Below are 18,547 nucleotides of genomic sequence, written 5' to 3'. Positions count from 1 at the left end.
TCATAGTTCGATACTGCGTATCGCCCCGGAATGACGAACTACAAAGAGCCGCGCAACAGCGCGGCTTTTTCTTTTACTTGTTCTCTTACTTGCCCGCGTTCGCGCACCAGCCGTTGCGATGACCGCCGCTGTACCTGCGCCCATGACCACCGGCCAGCAACGCAGCCGAGACGCTGGTGGTCTTCCTCGTCGCCACATCGGCCACCACCCGGCCGCCATACTTGTCCGGCCCGATATTTGAGATCGTGACCGCGCCTTCGCGGAGCAGGCCGCGTAGCGCGTCGCTCGCGGCTTCCGCCATCTGCAATTCCTGCGGACAGGACGCCTTTAACTCCGGCGTGTCGATGCCGCGCAGGCGGACCCGTGTGTTCAGTGAAAGGCCATCAGGCAAATGCACCCGCGCCTCGAACGTGTCGCCATCGACGGTCCGGATCACGTCGACGGCGTGACGCAGATCGGGACGGCCGGCGCTCTTCCAGATCGTCTCGGCATCGCGCGCGGCCTGACTGTCGGCCGCAGGCGGAAACGGCCAATGCATCCAATGCCGCAGCGGCAGCATCGACGCCGCGGCGATGGCGAACACGAATACCCAGGGCAAAGCCGCCGAGAACCGGCGCCGCCAGCCACTTCGATACGGAGGCCGATAAGTATTTATTCTTTTATATGGGGACATATTCCCAATATGGTGGGCCGAGTCGGCTAATCCCGCAAGGGCCAATTCGCCTCAAAAGTCCGAGGCGATGCCTTTGCGCTCCCAGTCGCCGTAACGGGTGGGTTCGGGCCCCTTCGGACCCTGCAATTCCTTTTGTGCCGGTTGAGCGGCGTTGGCCTCAGCGGCTTTCCGGCGCGCTTCGGCCTCGGCGAGCGCACGCTGGGCGGCCGGCGTCAGCAACTTGCCGGGGGCGGCGCCGGGAAGAGCTGCAGACGGTGATCGGGGGTCGTCGGTCATCGCAAAATTTCCGGCAAAACTTTCCTGCGGCCGATCTCGTAGCACAAGGACGAACGCATCGCCGGCATCACAATCATGAAATCGTCGGCGCGATTCTTACATTTGGCATATTCGCATGCCAAATGAGTTTTTCATTTCCAAGTTCTTCACTTCGATGGCATGCGCCGAAACCCTGTTCAGCACCTTCCGAGATATTCCTTCTTCATGCCCCCTTCAAGATTCGCAGTTCCTGCCGAAGTTCCCGGTCTCGCAGCGCGGCGCATCGCGGCCGACATTCTCGACGGCGTGCTGCACAAGCACCGCACCCTCGACGAGCAACTCGACGGCGCCGGCGCCCATCCCGGATTGAAATCGCTCGCCGATCGCGACCGCGCGCTGATGCGGCGGCTGGTCGCAACGATCCTGCGGCGGCTCGGCACGCTCGGTCATTTGTTGTCGCGCCTGCTCAATCGCGGCGTTCCGACCGACGCGCCGCGCGCGCAAAGCGCGCTGTTGATCGGTGCCGCGCAGATTCTCTGGATGGACGTGCCCGATCATGCCGCCGTCGACCTGTCGGTGCGGCTGGTGCAATCCGACCGGCGCGCCGCGAAATATGCCGGGCTCGTCAATGCCGTGCTGCGGCGTTGTGCGCGCGAAGGCCAGCCGCTGATCGACGAGGTCAAGGCGCAGACGCTGGACATTCCGCCGTGGCTGCTGGCGCGCTGGATCGCGGCCTATGGCGAGACCACCGCGCGCGAGATGGCCATTGCGATCGGCCATGAACCGTCGCTCGACATCACCGTGAAGTCGGACGCGCCGCAATGGGCGACCCGCCTGCACGGCGAAACGCTGCCGACCGGAACGGTGCGCACCCTGTTGCAGGGTTCCGTGACGATGCTGCCCGGCTTCACCGAGGGGCAATGGTGGGTACAGGACGCCGCCGCCGCACTGCCGGCGCGGCTGTTCGGCGACATCAACGGCAAGAGCATCGTCGATCTCTGCGCCGCGCCCGGCGGCAAGACCGCCCAACTCGCGCAAGCCGGCGCACGCGTCACCGCGGTCGATCGTTCGGCGCCTCGGATGACACGGCTGCGCGACAATCTTTCGCGGCTGTCGCTGCAGGCCAATGACGTCGTTGCCGATGGCGCCGAATGGCCCGGCGGCGACGCCACGTTCGACGGCGTGCTGGTGGATGCACCCTGCACCTCGACCGGCACCATCCGGCGCCATCCCGACGTGGCCTGGCTGCGGCAGGAAACCGACATCGCGGCGCTCAGCGCGCTGCAGCTCCGGCTGCTGAAAAAGGCGGTCGCGCTGGTCAAGCCGGGCGGCACGCTGGTCTATTGCACCTGTTCGCTGGAACCGGAGGAAGGCGAGCAGGCGGTGGCAGCGCTGCTCGCGACCGAATCAGGCGTGCGCCGGGCGCCGGTCGACGCCGGCGAGGTCGCAGGCCTTGCCGAGATCGTCACGGCCGATGGCGATTTGCGTACCCTGCCCTGCCATCTGCCCCACGACGACCCGCGGCTTGGCGGGCTGGATGGATTTTACGCCGCGCGGCTGGTTAAATCCTGATTTTGCACCTGTTTTTCGCGACCATCGGGTGATTCGCGCACTTTCAAGATGGTGTTTTGGGCGCGTTTCCGGATTACAAAGGATTCGCCACAAGATCTCCTCCCATCAAGGTCAGGCGTGTCGGTCGCTCAACGCAGACGCATTACGACGCTGGTCGCGAGCCGCTTTACGCGGGGCGTGATCGCGCGCGCCAGCGGCAGTACCGTCGGGCTGTCGCGGCTCTGGCCGGGCCGCGCCGACCGGCTGATCATCGCCCCGCATGATCTGCGCACCGCCGATGCCACCCGCGCCGCCGAAATCTACGCCGGCCGTTTCGTGTTCGCCGGCAAGATCGTGACCTGCCACGGCCGCTCGATCTTCGATCTCGAGCCGCCGTCGGAAGATTGGGAAGTGGCGCTGCTCGGCTTCGGCTGGCTGCGCCATCTGCGCGCGGCCGACACCGCGCTGACCCGCGCCAACGCCCGTTCGCTGGTCGACGACTGGATTTCGAATCCCGGCCGCAAGCGGCCGCTCGAGCGCCGCGCCGATGTGCTGGCGCGCCGCGTCATCTCGCTGTTGTCGCAGGCCCCGCTGGTGCTCGGCGATACCGACGGCAAATTCTATCGCAAATATCTGCGCGGGCTGACCCGCGAGATCCGCTATCTGCGCTACACCATGCTCGACATCGCCGACGGCGTGCCGCGGGTCCAGGTGCTGATCGCGCTTTGCTACGCCTCGCTGTGCCTCGCCAACCAGGCCAAACATATCCGCTCGGCGTCACGGCGGCTGTCCGACGAATTGCAGCGGCAGATCCTGCCCGACGGCGGGCACATCTCGCGCAATCCCGGCGCGCTGGTTGAATTGCTCAGCGACATGCTGCCGCTGCGCCAGACTTTTGCTGCAAGGAATATCGCGCCGCCGCCGGCGCTATTGAACGCGATCGACCGCATGATGCCGATGCTGCGCTTCTTTCGTCATGGCGACGGCGCCTTTGCGCTGTTCAACGGCATGAGCAACGCGCCGAACGATCTGGTGGCGACGCTGCTGGCCTATGACGACACCCACGGCGTGCCGATGGCGCACATGCCGCATACCGGCTTTCAGCGCCTCGACGCCGGCGCCACCACCGTCATCATGGACACCGGTCCGCCGCCGCCGCCGAATATCAGCCAGGACGCGCATGCCGGCTGCCTGGCGTTCGAATTGTCCTCCGGGCCGAGCCGGATCGTCGTCAATTGCGGAATGCCGTCGACCGGCCGCGACAATTGGCGCGCCTTTGCGCGCAGCACCGCGGCGCATTCGACCCTGACCTATCACGAGACGTCGTCCTGCCAGTTCGTCGAGATATCGGCGATGAAGCGGCTGCTGCAGGGTGCGCCTGTCACCAGCGGCCCGGCCAATGTGGAGAGCTATCGCGAGGCCGTGGAGAACGGCGATCTCTTGACCGCATCGCATGACGGCTATCTGCCGCGATTCGGCGTCGTGCACCGCCGCGTGCTGATGATGGCGCCTGATGGCGCGCGGCTCGACGGCGAGGACACGCTGTCGCCGGCACCGGGCTCGCGCTTCAAGGGCAACGGCAGCGATTTTGCCTTGCGGTTTCATCTGCACCCGTCCGTGAAGGCGAGCCGGCTTTCCGACGCCCGCGGTGTCATGCTGGTACTGCCCAACCGCGACGTCTGGACCTTCGAGGCGCTCGACGACAAGGTCGACCTCGAGGACAGCGTGTTCCTGGCCGGCAATGACGGCCCCCGCCGCACCGCCCAGATCGTGATCCGGCAGGATTCACGGCAGGCAACCTCGATCCGCTGGAATTTTGTCCGTTCCTCGACCTCAGCCGCGGCGACCAACGCAAGGCGCAACGCCCGCCGCGAGCCGGAATTGCCGTTGTAGGGGATTCGCGAGCCGTCATTGCGAGCGCAGCGAAGCAATCCATAGCGCGGCATAACGGATAGATGAATTGCTTCGTCGCTTTGCTCCTCGCAATGACGAAAACTGGCATGCCAATATCCCCGGTATTTTCCCGAATTCCGGCATCGTCCGCGGTTTCATGACCGGCAAAACCATGCTACCGGGCTGGCGAACCTGCCAGGAAACCTGCCATGACTGACCATCCGCGCCGAGTGACCCGCGCCCTATTGTCCGTGTCCGACAAAACGGGCCTGATCGAATTCGCCCGCGCGCTTGCAGGCTACGGCGTCGATCTGGTCTCCACCGGCGGCACGGCAAAAGCGATCGCGGCCGCGGGGCTGAAGGTCAGCGATGTGTCCGACCTCACCGGTTTCCCCGAAATGATGGACGGCCGGGTCAAGACGCTGCATCCGAAGGTGCATGGCGGCCTGCTCGCGATCCGCGACAACAAGGAACACACGGATGCGATGCAGGCGCACGGCATCGCGCCGATCGATCTGCTGGTGGTCAACCTCTATCCGTTCGAGGCGACCGTCGACAAAGGCGCCGAATACGAAGACTGCATCGAGAACATCGACATCGGCGGCCCGGCGATGATCCGCGCCGCGGCGAAGAACCATGACGACGTCGCCGTCGTCGTCGAAGCCCGCGACTATCAATCCGTGCTCGACGAGCTCGCCGCCAACAACGGCGCGACCTCGCTGACACTGCGCCGCCGCCTCGCGGCAAAAGCCTACGCCCGCACCGCCGCCTATGACGCCGCGATCTCGAACTGGTTTGCGCTTCAGTTGAAAGACGACGCGCCGGACTTCCGCGCCTTAGGCGGCAAGCTGATCCAGTCCTTGCGCTACGGCGAGAACCCGCACCAGACCGCGGCGTTCTATGCCACGCCCGACAAGCGGCCGGGCGTTTCGACCTTGCGCCAGCTTCAGGGCAAGGAGCTGTCGTACAACAACATCAACGACACCGACGCGGCCTATGAATGCGTGGCCGAGTTCGACCCGGCCCGCACCGCCGCCTGCGTCATCGTCAAGCATGCCAACCCCTGCGGCGTTGCCGAGGGCAGCGATCTGCTCGGCGCTTACAAGAGGGCGCTGGCCTGCGATTCGACGTCGGCGTTCGGCGGCATCGTCGCGGTCAACCGCACGCTCGATGCCGACGCTGCGCGCGCGATCACCGAAATCTTTACCGAGGTCATCATCGCGCCGGACGCGACAGAGGAAGCCATCGCCGTCGTCGCCGCAAAGAAGAATCTGCGGCTGCTGCTGGTCGGCGGCCTGCCCGATCCGCGCAAGCCGGGCCTCACCGCCAAGACCGTGTCCGGCGGTCTGTTGGTTCAAAGCCGCGACAACGCCGTGATCGAAGACATGGCGCTGAAGGTCGCGACAAGGCGCGCGCCCACGGACGCCGAACTGCGCGATCTCAAATTCGCCTTCCGTGTCGCCAAGCACGTCAAATCCAACACGATTATTTACGCCAAGGATCTTGCCACCGTCGGCATCGGCGCCGGCCAGATGAGCCGGGTCGATTCCGCGCGCATCGCCGCCCGCAAGGCGCTGGACGCGGCGGCTGAACTCAAGCTCGCCGAACCGTTGACCAAGGGTTCGGTGGTCGCGTCGGACGCGTTCTTCCCGTTTGCCGACGGCATGCTGGCCTGCATCGAAGCCGGCGCCACCGCTGTGATCCAGCCCGGCGGCTCGATGCGCGACGACGAGGTGATCAAGGCCGCCGACGACCACGGCATCGCCATGGTGTTCACCGGCGTGCGGCATTTCCGGCATTGATTACTGTCGCCCCGGCCTTGAGCTCAGATGCGCGATTGCGCATCTGAGCTCAAGGCCGGGACGACGTGTTGAGAGAGCGCGGCAACCTCACCTCTCCCTCACCCGCCACAACAGCGCCAGCCCGACGACAAAAAACACCACCAGCAGCGCCATCCCCGCTTTCTGACTCGCGGTCACCGCCGTGACCACGCCGATCAGCAGCGGTCCGACGAACGAGGTGACCTTTCCGGTCAACGCGAACAGCCCGAAACACTGCGCGATGCGATCTTGCGGCGCGAGGCGAATGAGCAGCGTGCGCGACGCCGCCTGCAGCGGACCGCCAGCACCGCCGATCAGACATCCGAGGATGAGATAGGCGCGCTCGGCAGCCCCGGCGAATAATGGTCCGCCGGGGACGGGCGGGTCGACCTTCACGAACAGGATCGAATCCTTGTCGACCAGCAGGATGGCGGCGAGCGCCAGCAGCAGCACCAGGAGGCTGATCGCGATCACGCGCTTCGGCCCCACGCGGTCGTCGAGCTTGCCGCCGAGCCAGGCCCCGAACACGCCCGCGATCGCCGCGACAATGCCGAAGGTGCCGATCTGGATGGTGTGCCAGCCGAACGTGCCCGCCGCATAGATGCCACCGAAGGCAAACAGCGACACCAGCCCGTCGGTATAGATCATGTTGGCGAGCAGGAACGTCGCCAGCGATTTCTGCCTCGGCAGTTCGCGCAGCGTCTGCTTCAGCTCACTCAAACCTTCGCGCAACGCCGCGCGCACCGGAAGCTTTGCCGGATAATCCGGCGTCAGCAAAAACATCGGCAGCGTGAACAGCATGAACCATAGCGCCGTCAGCGGCCCGGTGATGCGGTCACCCGCATGCGTCACCGGGTCGAGGCCGAACAGCGGCATGAAGCCGAACAGCGTGCGTCCGGTCTGCGGGTTGGCAGCGAGAAAACCGAGCACCAGGATCAGGCTGAGGATGCCGCCGACATAGCCGGTGGCCCAGCCGGTGCCGGACAGCCGTCCGATCTTGTCCGGCGGCACCAGCGTGGGCATCATCGCATTGTTAAACACGGTGGCGAATTCGACGCCGACACTTGCGATCGCATAACACAGCAGCAGTGTCGGGATAATGCTGGGATCGCCGGGCTTTCCGAACCACATCAGGCTCGATCCGATCACCAGCAGCAAGCCGAATCCCGCGATCCACGGCTTGCGGCGGCCGCTGGCGTCGGCAATCGCGCCCAGGATCGGCGACATCAGCGCAATCAACAGCCCCGCGGCCGCGGTGGCAAACCCCCACAGCGCCTGCCCGGTCGCCGGATCCGGCGCGACGAAGCCCGCGAAATACGGCGCGAACACGAAGGTGGTGATCAGCGTGAAATAGGGCTGGGCTGCCCAATCGAAGAAGATCCAGCTGACGACGGCGGCGCGGGGCGGATATTTTCCTGGAATATCAGCGCCAGATGCCTGCGGAGAAATCACCGTCATGCCCAGGAATTTCCTTCATCGATCACGACAAGGCGTTTTGCCCGTCGAATTCGAACCCATATAGCATGCGATTATCATGCGTGTGCGATTGCCAAGCATTACACCGGCTCCAACTGCGGCGGATTTTGGATGATTTTCTGCACGAATAAGTGGCGTAGCGCGCTGGCGACCATCACGCTCGTTGTTGCATGCAGCACAGCGGCGTATGCGCAGGAGCAACGCCGCCTCTATACACCGCCGGACCTTGCTACGGTTCGCGCCGTATCCGCCCAGCAGGGCATGGTGGTGGCGCAGGAAAAACTCGCGGCCCGCATCGGCGCCGACATTTTGCGGCAGGGCGGCAATGCGGTCGACGCCGCGGTCGCGACCGGCTTTGCGCTGGCGGTGACCTACCCGCGCGCCGGCAATATCGGCGGCGGCGGCTTCATGGTGATTCATTCCGCCGAGCGCAACGAAGCCGTCGCGATCGATTATCGCGAGACCGCGCCAGCAGCCGCCACGCGCGACATGTATCTCGGCGCCGACGGCAAACCCGACACCGACAAATCGCGCAATTCGGCGCTCGGCATCGGCGTGCCCGGCACCGTGGCGGGCCTGGCGCTGGCGCTGGAAAAATACGGCTCCGGCAAATTCACCCTCGCACAGACCATCCAGCCATCGATCGAACTGGCCCGCGACGGTTTTATCGTCGCCGACGACATGGCCGATACCCTCTCCGACATGTATCGCCGGATGGCGCGCTGGCCGAATTCCGCAAAACCTTTCTCGCGTGCCGATGGTGAGCAGCTGCGCGACGGCGACCGGCTGATCCAGCCTGATCTGGCGGCCACGCTGACCGCGATCGCCGAACAGGGCCCGCGCGGCTTCTATGAAGGACCGGTTGCCGAAAAACTGGCGAAGGCGGTGAGCAGTGCCGGCGGCATCATGACGCCGGACGATCTGAGATCATATCAGGCGCTGCTCCGCGCGCCGGTGCGCGGCAATTACCGCGGCTACGACATCGTCTCGATGCCGCTGCCGTCGTCGGGCGGCACGGTGTTGCTGGAAACGCTGAACATCCTCGAAGGCTTTCCGATGTCCGACATGAAGCAGGGCTCGGCGCCCTCGCTGCATGTCATGATCGAGGCGATGAAGCGCGCCTATGCCGACCGCGCCCGCTATCTCGGCGATCCCGATTTCGTCAACGCACCGATGCAGGTCCTGCTTGCCAAGGATTATGCGGCGAGGCAACGCGCCAGCATCGATCCGGAACGCGCGACGCCGTCGGCCGATGTCTTGAAGATTACCCCGCAACGCGAGGGCAGCAACACCACGCATTATTCGGTTGTCGACTCCAGTGGCAACGCCGTCAGCAACACCTACACCCTGAACTTCCCCTATGGCGTCGGCCTGGTCGCCGACGGCACCGGCGTGCTGCTCAACAACGAACTCGACGATTTCACCGCCGCGCCCGGCGCCTCCAACGCCTTCGGGCTGGTGGGTTTTGAGGCCAATCTGCCCGGCCCCGGCAAGCGGCCGCTCTCGTCGATGTCGCCGACCATCGTGCTGAAGGACGGCAAGCCGGTGCTGGTGACGGGAACGCCCGGCGGCAGCCGGATCATTTCGGCGGTGCTGCAGGTCGTCGTGAACGCGCTGGACTACAAGCTGGATGTTGCGGCTGCCGTCGCCGCGCCACGCGTGCATCATCAGTGGATGCCCGACGAAGTGCGCGCAGAACGCGGCTTTCCGCAGGAGACGCTCGATGCGCTGAAGGCCAAAGGGCATCAGGTGATCGTGCCGCTCGGCCAGACCTCGGCCAATTCGATCGCCGTTACGCCCACCGGCCTGCTCGGCGCTCCCGATCCGCGTACGCGTGGTGCAGAGGCGGCGGGGCAGTGACGTAAAGCCGCCGATTTGCCTGATCGCATCATCGGCGTAGGATTGTTTTTCTGAAGTGTCGCCGCAAGCAAAGGTGCGTTCCCTCCCCCCTTGCGGGGGAGGGTTAGGGAGAGGGGTTCACACGAGCGGTCCCGATGACGCCACCCCTCTCCCCGACCCTCCCCCGCAAGGGGGGAGGGAGCCCGACCATTTGCGCGTCCCTAACCATGCGTCGATAATGGAGTCCTCCCATGACATCCCTCAAAGGCAAGACGCTGTTCGTATCCGGTGGCAGCCGCGGCATTGGGCTGGCGATAGCGCTGCGCGCCGCGCGTGACGGCGCCAATGTCGCGATCGCGGCCAAGACCGCCGAGCCGCACCCAAAACTCAAGGGCACCATCTACACCGCCGCCGACGAGGTGCGCGCCGCCGGCGGCAAGGCGCTGCCGGTGCTGTGCGATATTCGCGACGAAGCGCAGGTGATCGCGGCGATCGAGAAAACCGTGGCCGAGTTCGGCGGCATCGACATCTGCGTCAACAATGCCAGCGCCATCAGCCTGACCAATTCGCAGATGACCGACATGAAACGGTTCGACTTGATGATGGGCATCAATACGCGAGGCACCTTCCTGGTGTCGAAATATTGCATCCCGCATCTGAAGAAGGCCGAAAACCCGCACATCCTGATGCTGTCGCCGCCGCTCGACATGAAGACGAAATGGTTCGAGCATTCCACCGCCTATACGATGGCCAAGTTCGGCATGAGCATGTGCGTGCTCGGGCTGTCAGGTGAACTGAGATCGGCAGGCGTCGCCGTCAACGCGCTGTGGCCGCGCACCACGATCGCGACCGCCGCGGTCGGCAATCTCCTCGGCGGCGACGCCATGATGCGCGCCAGCCGCACGCCTGAAATCATGGGCGACGCTGCTTACGTCATCTTCACCAAGCCGTCCCGCGAATTCACCGGGCAGTTCTGCATCGACGACAAGGTGCTCTATGCCAGTGGCGTGCGCGATTTCGAACCTTACCGCGTCGACAAATCTGTAGCCCTGATGCCGGACTTCTTCGTCCCTGATGATGACGTCCCGCCGCCCGGCGTCACCGTGCAGGCGCTGCCCTCGGTCGCCGCCGCGAAGCCGTAGCGCTGGAAACGGACTGATAGCGGAGAGACGTGTGGGCTGGCGAAGTTGGACCGCTGTCGCGTTGCTGCTGACCGTGTCGGCGACGGCCTGCATCATCTACCGCCCCGATCGCACGATCCGCATCGCCACCGGCTTGGTCGCGCACAACGTCTGCGCCAAGACCTTCGTCTCCGGCCTCGATCCGCAAACCGTGTTTTCGGAAACCATCGAGCGTCCCGGACTGCGCCGCCTGCGCACGGCGCTGCGATTCCACGTTGATCACACGGCGATGAGTGTCGATGCGTCGGCGGCATGGATGTTCGGCAGCCGCGCTGTCTACCATGAAGGCCTCGGCTGTGTGCTGCGGCACGGAACGAAGGAGCCGTACATCCTCAGGAGCGACATTGACGCATTGAAGGTACCGAAATCGCCGCCGCTGCTGGGCGAGATTGCCGGCCCCGATGTCGTGGCGCCGTCCAATCCGGCATTGAACGCCGCGCTCGATCACGCCTTCGAGGAGCCAGCCGAGCCGCCGTTCCGGCGCACCAAGGCTGTCGTCGTGGTGCATGACGGCAGGGTGATCGCCGAGCGCTACGCCAGCGGCATCGGCGTCAACACGCCGCTGCCCGGCTTTTCCATGACCAAGTCGGTGACCAATGCCTTGATCGGCGTGCTGACCCAGCAAGGCCTTGTCACGCCATCGATGCCCGCGCCGATACCGGAATGGCGCGGCGATCTCAGGCGCGAGATCGAGGTCGAGCATTTGCTGCGCATGACCACCGGGCTGGCACTCGATGAGGCCAGCAGCTTCGGCCAGATGGTCTATCTGACCGACGACATGGCCGGCTTCGCGGTCAACGCTACGCTTGTCGCGCCGCCGGGCACGCGGTGGGCCTATTCCAGCCCGACCACGCAATTGTTGGCGCGGATCATTCGCGATGCCGTCGGCGGACCGGAGCAGAGCCTGGCGTTTGCGTGGCGCGAACTGTTCAATCCTCTCGGCATGCGCAACGTCACGCTGGAATTCGACGCGACGGGCACGCTGCAGGGATCGACCAACATGCTGGCGAGCGCACGGGACTGGGCGCGGTTCGGACTGCTGTTTGTCAATGACGGCATTGTCGGCGGCAAACGCCTGCTGCACGAGGACTGGGTGGATTTCTCCGCCGCCGCCACGCTCGACACCGACTATGGCGCCGGCTTTTTGACCAACCGCAGCGAGCATGAACGCGCCAAGGAGCGCGTGCGGCTCGGTATCTCCCGCGACGCGTTCTTTGCAGCCGGCGATCTCGGCCAGCGCATCGTGATCATGCCGTCACAGCGTCTCGTCGTCGTGCGTCTCGGCGACAGCGTCGATCCGGAAGGCGACATCAAAGGGCTCGCCAGGTTGGTGAAGGAAGTGATCGCGGCGGTAGGGCCGTGAGGCGTCATTGCGAGCGAAGCGAAGCAATCCATAGTGCGGCATAGCGGACCGATGGATTGCTTCGTCGCTTTGCTCCTCGCAATGACGGGGGAGCTACCTCCCCACCACATACGGCCCGCCCTTTTCCAGCGCGCGGGCATAGGCCGGACGGGCGTGGATGCGTTCGATGAACGCCATTGCCTTCGGATGTCCCTGCTCCAGCCCGCCGCGCGCCGCGGCGGCTTCGAGCGGAAAGCTCATCTGGATATCGGCGCCGGAGAATTCGTTGCCGGCGAACCATTCGCTTTTCGCCAGTTCGCTCTCCCAGTAATCCATGTGCTGCTTGAGCTGCGGATTGACCAGTGTGGTCAGCGCCGTGTTGCAGACCTTGCGCACCAGCGGCCGCAGCAACGCCGGCGCACGCTTCGGCATCAGCGTGAACAACAGTTTGAGCAGCAGCGGCGACATCGCGGAGCCCTCCGCATAGTGCAGCCAATAGGTGTAGCGCAGCCGCTCCGGCGTATTCGTTGCGGGGATCAGCTTGCCGTTGCCATAGGTGCCTATGATGTACTCGGCGATCGCGCCTGACTCCGCGATGGTGTTACCGTTGTCGGTGATCACGGGCGACTTGCCGAGCGGGTGAATGGCGCGCAGCTCTTTCGGCGCGCGCATGTCGGCCTGGCGCTGATAACGCACGATCTCGTAGGGCACGGCGAGCTCTTCGAGCAGCCACAGCACGCGCTGCGAGCGGGAATTGTTGAGATGGTGCACCGTCAGCATGGCTGTCCCTCCGGGAATTGCGGATGTTCCCGTATCAGGCCTTGGCCGATTTTGCGACTTACCAGCCCTAGACAATAGGACGGCATATTATAGGGCTGAGGAACAAAATACCCGGGTAATATTGACAGACCAAATATACCCGGGTATATTTATCCCATGTGGCTGTTTCGGAAACGCAAAATGACCCAAAGCTTTACCGCCTTCGAAGGCGAACGGCGCTTCATTACCGGCTCCCTTGCCCAGGTGGCGCTCGCCATCAAGCGGGCCGGCCGGATGGCCGGCTCGGTCCACATCTTCAGCGACAGCAGCGGCCGACCGCTCGATCTGGACCTGCGCGGCAGCGAGGACGAAATCGTCGCGAGGCTTCCACGCACCGAGCCCGAGGCCGCTGCTCCCGAACTCGGGCCGGCGGAGCCGCGCGGCCGCGGCCGGCCCAAACTCGGCGTGGTGGCACGCGAGGTGACGCTGTTGCCACGGCACTGGGAATGGCTGAACACCCAGCCCGGCGGCGCGTCGGTGGCCTTGCGCAAGCTGGTGGATGAAGCCCGCCGCATCAACGGTGATCGCGACCGCCTGCGCGCGGCGCGCGATGCGGCCTACCACTTCATGTCTGCGATGGCCGGCAATCTCGCCAATTTCGAGGAAGCTTCGCGCGCTCTGTTCGCCGATGACCGGCGCCGCTTCGCCGGACTGATCGCGGATTGGCCGGTGGATGTGCGCGACCACATCGTCAAGCTGGCCTACAGCGACCAGGCCGCGCAGGGAACATGACTTCGCGAAAACGATGGAGCGGGCTGACGGCGTCAGCCCGCTCTATCTGTTGATCTCGCAGCATCGACCGGCTAGGCTCATTTGGATGATAGTAATCATATAAGAAACCGTCAGGAGGATGCCGTGAGCTCCAATCCGCAGTTCCTGTTCGATTTCGGCAGCCCCAACGCCTTCCTCAGCCACGAGGCGATCCCGGCGATCGAAAAGCGGACCGGCACGAAATTCGAGTATGTCCCGGTGCTGCTCGGCGGCATCTTCAAGGCCACCAACAACAAGTCGCCGGCCGAAACGCTCGCCGGCGTCAAGAACAAGCGCGAGTTCCACGCGATCGAGACCGAACGCTTCGTCAAGCGCTTTGGCGTCAAGCCCTACACCTGGAATCCATTTTTTCCCGTCAACACGCTGAACCTGATGCGAGCAGCGGTCGCGGCGCAAATGGAAGGTGTGTTCGAGAAATATGTCGAAGCTGCGTTTCATCACATGTGGGTCGAGCCGAAGAAAATGGACGACCCGGAAGTCGCCGCGAAGGCGCTGGCCTCCTCCGGCCTCGATGCAGGCAAGCTACTGGCCCGCTCACAGGACGCGGATGTAAAGGCAAAGCTGATCGAGAACACGCAAGCCGCGGTCGAGCGCGGCGCGTTCGGCTCCCCGACGTTCTTTGTCGGCAAGGAGATGTTCTTCGGCAAGGAACAGCTGCGCGAAGTCGAGGAGATGGTTGTGGGGAAATGACGCGTAGCGTCATCCCGGGGCGCGCAGCGAACCCGGGATCTCGAGATTCTCAGATGTGCAATTGCACATCGTAGTTCGATGCTGCGCATCGCCCCGGAATGACGGCGCCACAGAAGCAGATGTGGAGTTCACCAATGCAAAAACGAAACGCCACCGTCGCAGTGATCGGCGCCGGCGACTACATCGGAGGCGAGATCGCCAAGAAATTCGCCGCCGAAGGTTTCACCGTTTTCGCCGGCCGACGGGACGGCGCCAAGCTGGAGCCGCTGAAGAAAGAGATCGAATCGGCCGGCGGGTCGATCGTGGCGCGCTCGCTCGATGCGCGCAAGGAGGACGAGGTCGCCGCCTTCCTCAACGACGCCGACGCGCACGCGCCGCTGGAGGTCTGCATCTTCAATGTCGGCGCCAACGTCAATTTCCCGATCCTTGAGACCACCGACCGCGTGTTTCGAAAGGTCTGGGAGATGGCCTGCTGGGCCGGGTTCCTGGCGGGCCGGGAATCGGCGCGGCTGATGCTGCCGCGCGGCCAGGGCAACATCTTCTTCACGGGCGCGACCGCGAGCCTGCGCGGCGGCAGCGGTTTTGCCGCCTTTGCCAGCGCCAAATTCGGCCTGCGCGCGGTGGCGCAATCGATGGCGCGCGAGCTCGGGCCAAAGAACATCCATGTCGCGCATCTGATCATCGATTCCGGCGTCGACACTGCCTGGGTGCGCGAGCGCCGCGAGCAGCTCTGGGGCAAGGAAGCCCTCGATAATCCTGACTTGCTGATGCCGCCGGCCTCGGTCGCGGCGTCCTATTGGCAGCTCTACCAGCAGCCGCGCAGCGCCTGGACGTTCGAGTTGGAGATTCGTCCGTTCGGGGAGAAGTGGTAAGGTGGCGAATGGCGAGTAGTGAATAGCGAATGGGCCTTCCCTATTCGCCATTCGCTACTCACTATTCGCCCTCCAAGAACAACAACAACAGGACTAAACCAATGCGCATTCTCGTGGTCGGCGCCGGCGCCATCGGCGGATATTTCGGCGGCAGGCTGCTTCAGGCCGGGCGCGACGTGACGTTTCTGGTGCGGCCCAAACGCGCCTCTGAACTCGCCTCCGCCGGCCTCGTCATCAAGAGCCCTGGCGGCGACGTCACGCTGAAAAATCCGCCGACGGTGCAGGCCGACAAGCTCTCGGAAGAATTCGACGTGGTGCTGCTGAGCTGCAAGGCGTTCGACCTCGATGACGCCATAAAATCCTTTGCGCCGGCGGTTGGCCCAAATACGGCGATCATCCCGCTGCTCAACGGCATGCTGCACTTGAACGTGCTCGACGAAAGATTTGGCGCGGAGTGCGTGCTGGGCGGCCTCTGCGCTATTGCCGCGACGCTCAATGAGGCGCGCGAGGTGGTGCAGCTGGCGCCGATGCAGTCGCTCAATTTCGGCGAACGCGACGGCACCATGTCGGACCGCGTCCGTGCGATCTCGGAAATCTTCACCAGCGGCAATATTGGCGCACTTGCCAGCGAACACATCATGCAGGACATGTGGGAGAAGTGGGTATTCCTCGCCTCATTGGCGGCATCGACCTGCCTGATGCGCACTTCGGTGGGGAACATCCTGGCGGTGACGGGCGGCAGGGATTTCCTGCTCGGCATGCTCGATGAGACCAGCGCGATCGCAAAGGCCGCAGGTCACGAGCCGACAGGCCCGTTCTTCCAGCGCACGCGCGGTTTGCTGACCGCCGAAGGTTCACCGATGACGGCGTCGATGTTCCGCGACATCAAGGGAGGCTTTCCGGTCGAAGCCGATCACGTCATCGGCGATCTCGTCGCCCGCGCCGACGCCGCGAAAATTCCGGTGCCGAAGCTGCGCATCGCCTACACCCATCTCAAGGCGTATGAAAAGCAGCGGGGGTAGCGACACGCCGCGGGATCTATTTTTGGCGTCGTCCCGGCCTTGAGCCGGGACGACAGCAATTACAAATGCGCCAGATAATGCGCCAGCGCCTCGATCTCTTCTTCGCTGAGGGAATAGGCGACACTGGCCATCGCCGCCATGCCGCCGCCGGACCGCACCCCTGATTTGTAGTCGTGCAGCGCCTTGACGAGATAATCCTGACGCTGCCCGGCGACGCGGGCGACCGCCTTCGTGCCGGCGTAGTCTGGCAGGTGGCAAGACGCGCAACGCCCGCCCGCGGCCGCCTGCGCGCCCTTCTTCGACAGATCCGGCTTGTCGTCGGGCGGCGCCTTCGGCGGCGGGAGCGAAGCAAAATAGGCGCCGAGATTGCGGATGTCCTCGTTGTTGAGCTGATCGACGATCGGCTGCATCTGCTCGTTCTTGCGGGCACCGGCGCGGTAGAACACCAACTGCCACTGGATGAACATGTCCGGCTGCGCCGCCAGCGAGGGAATGTTTTCCATCTGCGAAATGCCGTTTTCGCCGTGACAGCCGACGCACAATTCGGCCTTCGCCTTGCCGGCGGCGATATCGGCGGCATGGGTGGGGCCGCATATCATCGCTGCTGCTAGTAGCATCCCGGTAAACGCAAGTCGCATCATAGCTCTCCCGTCGTCATGGCCGGGCTTGACCCGGCCATCCATCTCTCTTCAAGAAATTTTGCGTTGATGGATGCCCGGATCAAGTCCGGGCATGACGAGCATGTTCCATTCCAAAACGCGAAGCTGCGGCCACTCGTTCCCGAGCAACCGCAGCCCCTATTATCTCCGCCCTACTTCTTCGCGTAGCTGATGCGATAGATCGCACCGGCCCAGTCGTCGGACACCAGGATCGAGCCGTCCTTGTCGAGGATGATGTCGTTGGGCCGGCCGAGATAGCCCTGGTCGCCTTCGAGCCAGCCGGAAGCAAAGATTTCCTGCTTGGCGTTCTTGCCGTCGGGACCGACGATCACGCGCTTGATCCGGGCGCCCTGATACTTTTTCCGGTTCCAGGAGCCGTGTTCGGCGATCAGGATGTTGTTCTTGTACTCAGCGGGGAATTGGCTGCCGGTGTAGAACTTCATGCCGAGCGGCGCCACATGCGCACCGAGATTGAGCACCGGCGGCGTGAACTCCGAGCACTTGTGACCCATCGCGAATTTCGGATCCGGCATATTGCCCTGGTGGCAATAGGGATAGCCGAAATGCTCGCCGATCTTCGAGATCATGTTGAGCTTGTCGCTCGGCAAGTCGTCGCTGATCCAGTCACGGGCGTTTTCCGTGAACCAGAGCCGCCCGGTGCGCGGATCGACATCGCCGCCGACGCTGTTGCGGACGCCGAGCGCCCAGATTTCCGCATTGCCGGTCTTGGGATCGACACGGCGGATCTGCGAGACGCTGGTCGGCGGAATGCCGATGTTGAAGGGAGGTCCGAACGGCAGATAGAACCAGCCCTCCTTGTCGACCGCGATGTATTTCCAGCCATGCGCGGCGTAGGACGGCATGTCGTCATACACCACCTTGCCGGCGCCGAGATTGTCGATATTGGCTTCGGCGTTGTCGTAGCGGATCAGCTTGTCGACCGCGATGACGTAGAGCGCGCCGTCGCGGAACGCGAGGCCGGTGGGCATGTTGAGGCCCTTGAGGATGGTCTTGACCTCCTTCTTGCCGCCATTGTCCTTGATCGCATAGACGTTGCCGAGGCCGAACGAGCCGACGAACAGCGTGCCCTTGTCGCCCCAGGCCATCTGCCGCGCCGCAAGCACGCCCGAGGCGTAGACCTCGATCTTGAAGCCCGCTGGCAATTTGATCTTCGGGATCAGCTTGGCGAGTTCGGCGTCGGTTGCGCCGGTCGGCGGGCCGGACGGCGGCGCCTGTCCCCTCTGCGCCTCGGTCTCGTCGCCGAGAAACCAGTCGGGCGGCGGGTTGGTCCAGAATTCCTTGGTGCCGGATTCGTATTTCTTGAGCGGCTTCTGTTGCGCGTTGGCCTGGCTGGCCCCCGCGACAACGAGGATCGCCGTGAGCGCAAGAACAGATCGATGGAAAGCCGATTTCATCGCGTCACTCCCTATGCAGCCTTGTGCGGCTGCGCCTGTTATTATTTTGAACGTTCGAGGCGAACTTGGTCAGGTGAGGTGGAATAGACCCTAAAATGGTAGCACATCCATTGCAGGAGAGAAGCGTAGGCTGCGCTACCCTGTCAGACGAAATTAGATTGAGTGGAAATATTCTTCGTCCGGTTTTGTTTCGGACTTTTTGCAAGGGAAGCGCTGCACCGCAATATTCGTTTCGAGCCAGCGCCGCGGCCGGATCGAACGGTGGCCGG

17 protein-coding genes are annotated in these 18,547 nt (G+C 64.1%); 11 read left to right on the top strand and 6 right to left on the bottom strand.

The annotated features are described in order from the left end of the window. Positions 1-85: 85 nt before the first annotated feature. The gene (locus JQ558_RS20975; RefSeq protein ID WP_212294800.1) at positions 86-673 is read right to left on the bottom strand and encodes a thermonuclease family protein; all 588 of its coding nucleotides are present in this window, start codon (positions 671-673) and stop codon (positions 86-88) included. 51 nt (positions 674-724) lie between these two features. Continuing rightward, on the bottom strand, positions 725-949 hold the full coding sequence (locus JQ558_RS20970; protein ID WP_212273496.1) for a DUF1674 domain-containing protein: 225 nt from the start codon (positions 947-949) through the stop codon (positions 725-727). A gap of 204 nt (positions 950-1,153) precedes the next feature. Here JQ558_RS20970 and JQ558_RS20965 point away from each other — a divergent pair, with 204 nt between their 5' ends. The 4 genes from JQ558_RS20965 to purH all read left to right on the top strand — a co-directional run bounded on the left by JQ558_RS20965 (position 1,154) and on the right by purH (position 6,174). Continuing rightward, positions 1,154-2,500, top strand: coding sequence for an RsmB/NOP family class I SAM-dependent RNA methyltransferase (locus JQ558_RS20965; protein WP_212294798.1), 1,347 nt, complete (start codon positions 1,154-1,156; stop codon positions 2,498-2,500). A gap of 117 nt (positions 2,501-2,617) precedes the next feature. Further along, positions 2,618-4,372: a heparinase II/III family protein gene (locus tag JQ558_RS20960; RefSeq protein WP_312015010.1), complete on the top strand. Its 1,755-nt coding sequence runs from the start codon at positions 2,618-2,620 to the stop codon at positions 4,370-4,372. Between the two features lie 67 nt (positions 4,373-4,439). Further along, positions 4,440-4,589 (top strand): hypothetical protein, encoded by a 150-nt coding sequence (locus tag JQ558_RS20955; RefSeq protein WP_212294794.1) that lies wholly within the window; start codon positions 4,440-4,442, stop codon positions 4,587-4,589. Beyond that, entirely contained in the window at positions 4,582-6,174 is a 1,593-nt protein-coding gene (gene purH, locus JQ558_RS20950) for a bifunctional phosphoribosylaminoimidazolecarboxamide formyltransferase/IMP cyclohydrolase (protein WP_212294791.1), read from the top strand. Before JQ558_RS20955 ends, purH begins: the two co-directional genes overlap by 8 nt. Positions 6,175-6,261: 87 nt before the next feature. Here the strand turns inward: purH and JQ558_RS20945 are convergent, their stop codons facing one another. After that, the gene (locus JQ558_RS20945) at positions 6,262-7,650 is read right to left on the bottom strand and encodes an MFS transporter (RefSeq protein ID WP_212294789.1); all 1,389 of its coding nucleotides are present in this window, start codon (positions 7,648-7,650) and stop codon (positions 6,262-6,264) included. A 129-nt stretch (positions 7,651-7,779) separates the two neighbouring features. On the opposite strand from JQ558_RS20945, the gene ggt reads away from it, so the two are divergent. The 3 genes from ggt to JQ558_RS20930 all read left to right on the top strand — a co-directional run bounded on the left by ggt (position 7,780) and on the right by JQ558_RS20930 (position 12,051). Further along, positions 7,780-9,528 (top strand): gamma-glutamyltransferase, encoded by a 1,749-nt coding sequence (gene ggt / locus JQ558_RS20940; RefSeq protein WP_212294787.1) that lies wholly within the window; start codon positions 7,780-7,782, stop codon positions 9,526-9,528. Between the two features lie 230 nt (positions 9,529-9,758). Then, positions 9,759-10,649, top strand: a complete 891-nt coding sequence (locus JQ558_RS20935; RefSeq protein WP_212273490.1) for an NAD(P)-dependent oxidoreductase — start codon at positions 9,759-9,761, stop codon at positions 10,647-10,649. Positions 10,650-10,680: 31 nt separating this feature from the next. After that, positions 10,681-12,051: a serine hydrolase gene (locus JQ558_RS20930; protein WP_312015009.1), complete on the top strand. Its 1,371-nt coding sequence runs from the start codon at positions 10,681-10,683 to the stop codon at positions 12,049-12,051. A 93-nt stretch (positions 12,052-12,144) separates the two neighbouring features. On the opposite strand, the gene JQ558_RS20925 is transcribed toward JQ558_RS20930, so the two are convergent. Continuing rightward, a complete protein-coding gene (locus tag JQ558_RS20925; RefSeq protein WP_212294785.1) occupies positions 12,145-12,810 on the bottom strand; it encodes a glutathione S-transferase family protein in 666 nt (221 codons plus the stop codon). Between the two features lie 180 nt (positions 12,811-12,990). On the opposite strand from JQ558_RS20925, the gene JQ558_RS20920 reads away from it, so the two are divergent. The 4 genes from JQ558_RS20920 to panE all read left to right on the top strand — a co-directional run bounded on the left by JQ558_RS20920 (position 12,991) and on the right by panE (position 16,204). Next, on the top strand, positions 12,991-13,581 hold the full coding sequence (locus tag JQ558_RS20920) for a DUF2239 family protein (protein WP_212210278.1): 591 nt from the start codon (positions 12,991-12,993) through the stop codon (positions 13,579-13,581). Positions 13,582-13,704: 123 nt separating this feature from the next. After that, positions 13,705-14,310: a 2-hydroxychromene-2-carboxylate isomerase gene (locus JQ558_RS20915; RefSeq protein ID WP_212210277.1), complete on the top strand. Its 606-nt coding sequence runs from the start codon at positions 13,705-13,707 to the stop codon at positions 14,308-14,310. A 134-nt stretch (positions 14,311-14,444) separates the two neighbouring features. Then, positions 14,445-15,182 (top strand): SDR family oxidoreductase, encoded by a 738-nt coding sequence (locus tag JQ558_RS20910; protein WP_212210276.1) that lies wholly within the window; start codon positions 14,445-14,447, stop codon positions 15,180-15,182. Between the two features lie 101 nt (positions 15,183-15,283). Beyond that, positions 15,284-16,204, top strand: a complete 921-nt coding sequence (panE, locus tag JQ558_RS20905) for a 2-dehydropantoate 2-reductase (RefSeq protein ID WP_212294784.1) — start codon at positions 15,284-15,286, stop codon at positions 16,202-16,204. A gap of 59 nt (positions 16,205-16,263) precedes the next feature. Here panE and JQ558_RS20900 read toward each other — a convergent pair whose 3' ends face one another. Both JQ558_RS20900 and JQ558_RS20895 read right to left on the bottom strand, forming a co-directional pair. Further along, entirely contained in the window at positions 16,264-16,842 is a 579-nt protein-coding gene (locus JQ558_RS20900; protein ID WP_249142562.1) for a c-type cytochrome, read from the bottom strand. 173 nt (positions 16,843-17,015) lie between these two features. Continuing rightward, complete coding sequence (locus JQ558_RS20895) at positions 17,016-18,278, bottom strand: sorbosone dehydrogenase family protein (RefSeq protein WP_212294781.1); 1,263 nt, start codon at positions 18,276-18,278, stop codon at positions 17,016-17,018. Positions 18,279-18,547 lie beyond the last annotated feature (269 nt).

The sequence above is a fragment of the Bradyrhizobium sp. AUGA SZCCT0160 genome, assembly GCF_018130105.1.
Taxonomy (GTDB): domain Bacteria; phylum Pseudomonadota; class Alphaproteobacteria; order Rhizobiales; family Xanthobacteraceae; genus Bradyrhizobium.
The sequence above is the reverse complement of the archived record's forward strand: the minus strand, read 5'-3'. Positions and strand labels throughout refer to the sequence as shown.

Excerpts from the sequence above, each read along its gene's own strand:
- JQ558_RS20975 (WP_212294800.1), bottom strand. The coding sequence starts at position 673 with ATGTCCCCATATAAAAGAATAAATACTTATCGGCCTCCGTATCGAAGT.
- JQ558_RS20970 (WP_212273496.1), bottom strand. The coding sequence starts at position 949 with ATGACCGACGACCCCCGATCACCGTCTGCAGCTCTTCCCGGCGCCGCC.
- JQ558_RS20965 (WP_212294798.1), top strand. The coding sequence starts at position 1,154 with ATGCCCCCTTCAAGATTCGCAGTTCCTGCCGAAGTTCCCGGTCTCGCA.
- purH (WP_212294791.1), top strand. The coding sequence starts at position 4,582 with ATGACTGACCATCCGCGCCGAGTGACCCGCGCCCTATTGTCCGTGTCC.
- JQ558_RS20945 (WP_212294789.1), bottom strand. The coding sequence starts at position 7,650 with ATGACGGTGATTTCTCCGCAGGCATCTGGCGCTGATATTCCAGGAAAA.
- ggt (WP_212294787.1), top strand. The coding sequence starts at position 7,780 with ATGATTTTCTGCACGAATAAGTGGCGTAGCGCGCTGGCGACCATCACG.
- JQ558_RS20935 (WP_212273490.1), top strand. The coding sequence starts at position 9,759 with ATGACATCCCTCAAAGGCAAGACGCTGTTCGTATCCGGTGGCAGCCGC.
- JQ558_RS20925 (WP_212294785.1), bottom strand. The coding sequence starts at position 12,810 with ATGCTGACGGTGCACCATCTCAACAATTCCCGCTCGCAGCGCGTGCTG.
- JQ558_RS20920 (WP_212210278.1), top strand. The coding sequence starts at position 12,991 with ATGACCCAAAGCTTTACCGCCTTCGAAGGCGAACGGCGCTTCATTACC.
- JQ558_RS20910 (WP_212210276.1), top strand. The coding sequence starts at position 14,445 with ATGCAAAAACGAAACGCCACCGTCGCAGTGATCGGCGCCGGCGACTAC.
- panE (WP_212294784.1), top strand. The coding sequence starts at position 15,284 with ATGCGCATTCTCGTGGTCGGCGCCGGCGCCATCGGCGGATATTTCGGC.
- JQ558_RS20900 (WP_249142562.1), bottom strand. The coding sequence starts at position 16,842 with ATGCGACTTGCGTTTACCGGGATGCTACTAGCAGCAGCGATGATATGC.
- JQ558_RS20895 (WP_212294781.1), bottom strand. The coding sequence starts at position 18,278 with ATGAAATCGGCTTTCCATCGATCTGTTCTTGCGCTCACGGCGATCCTC.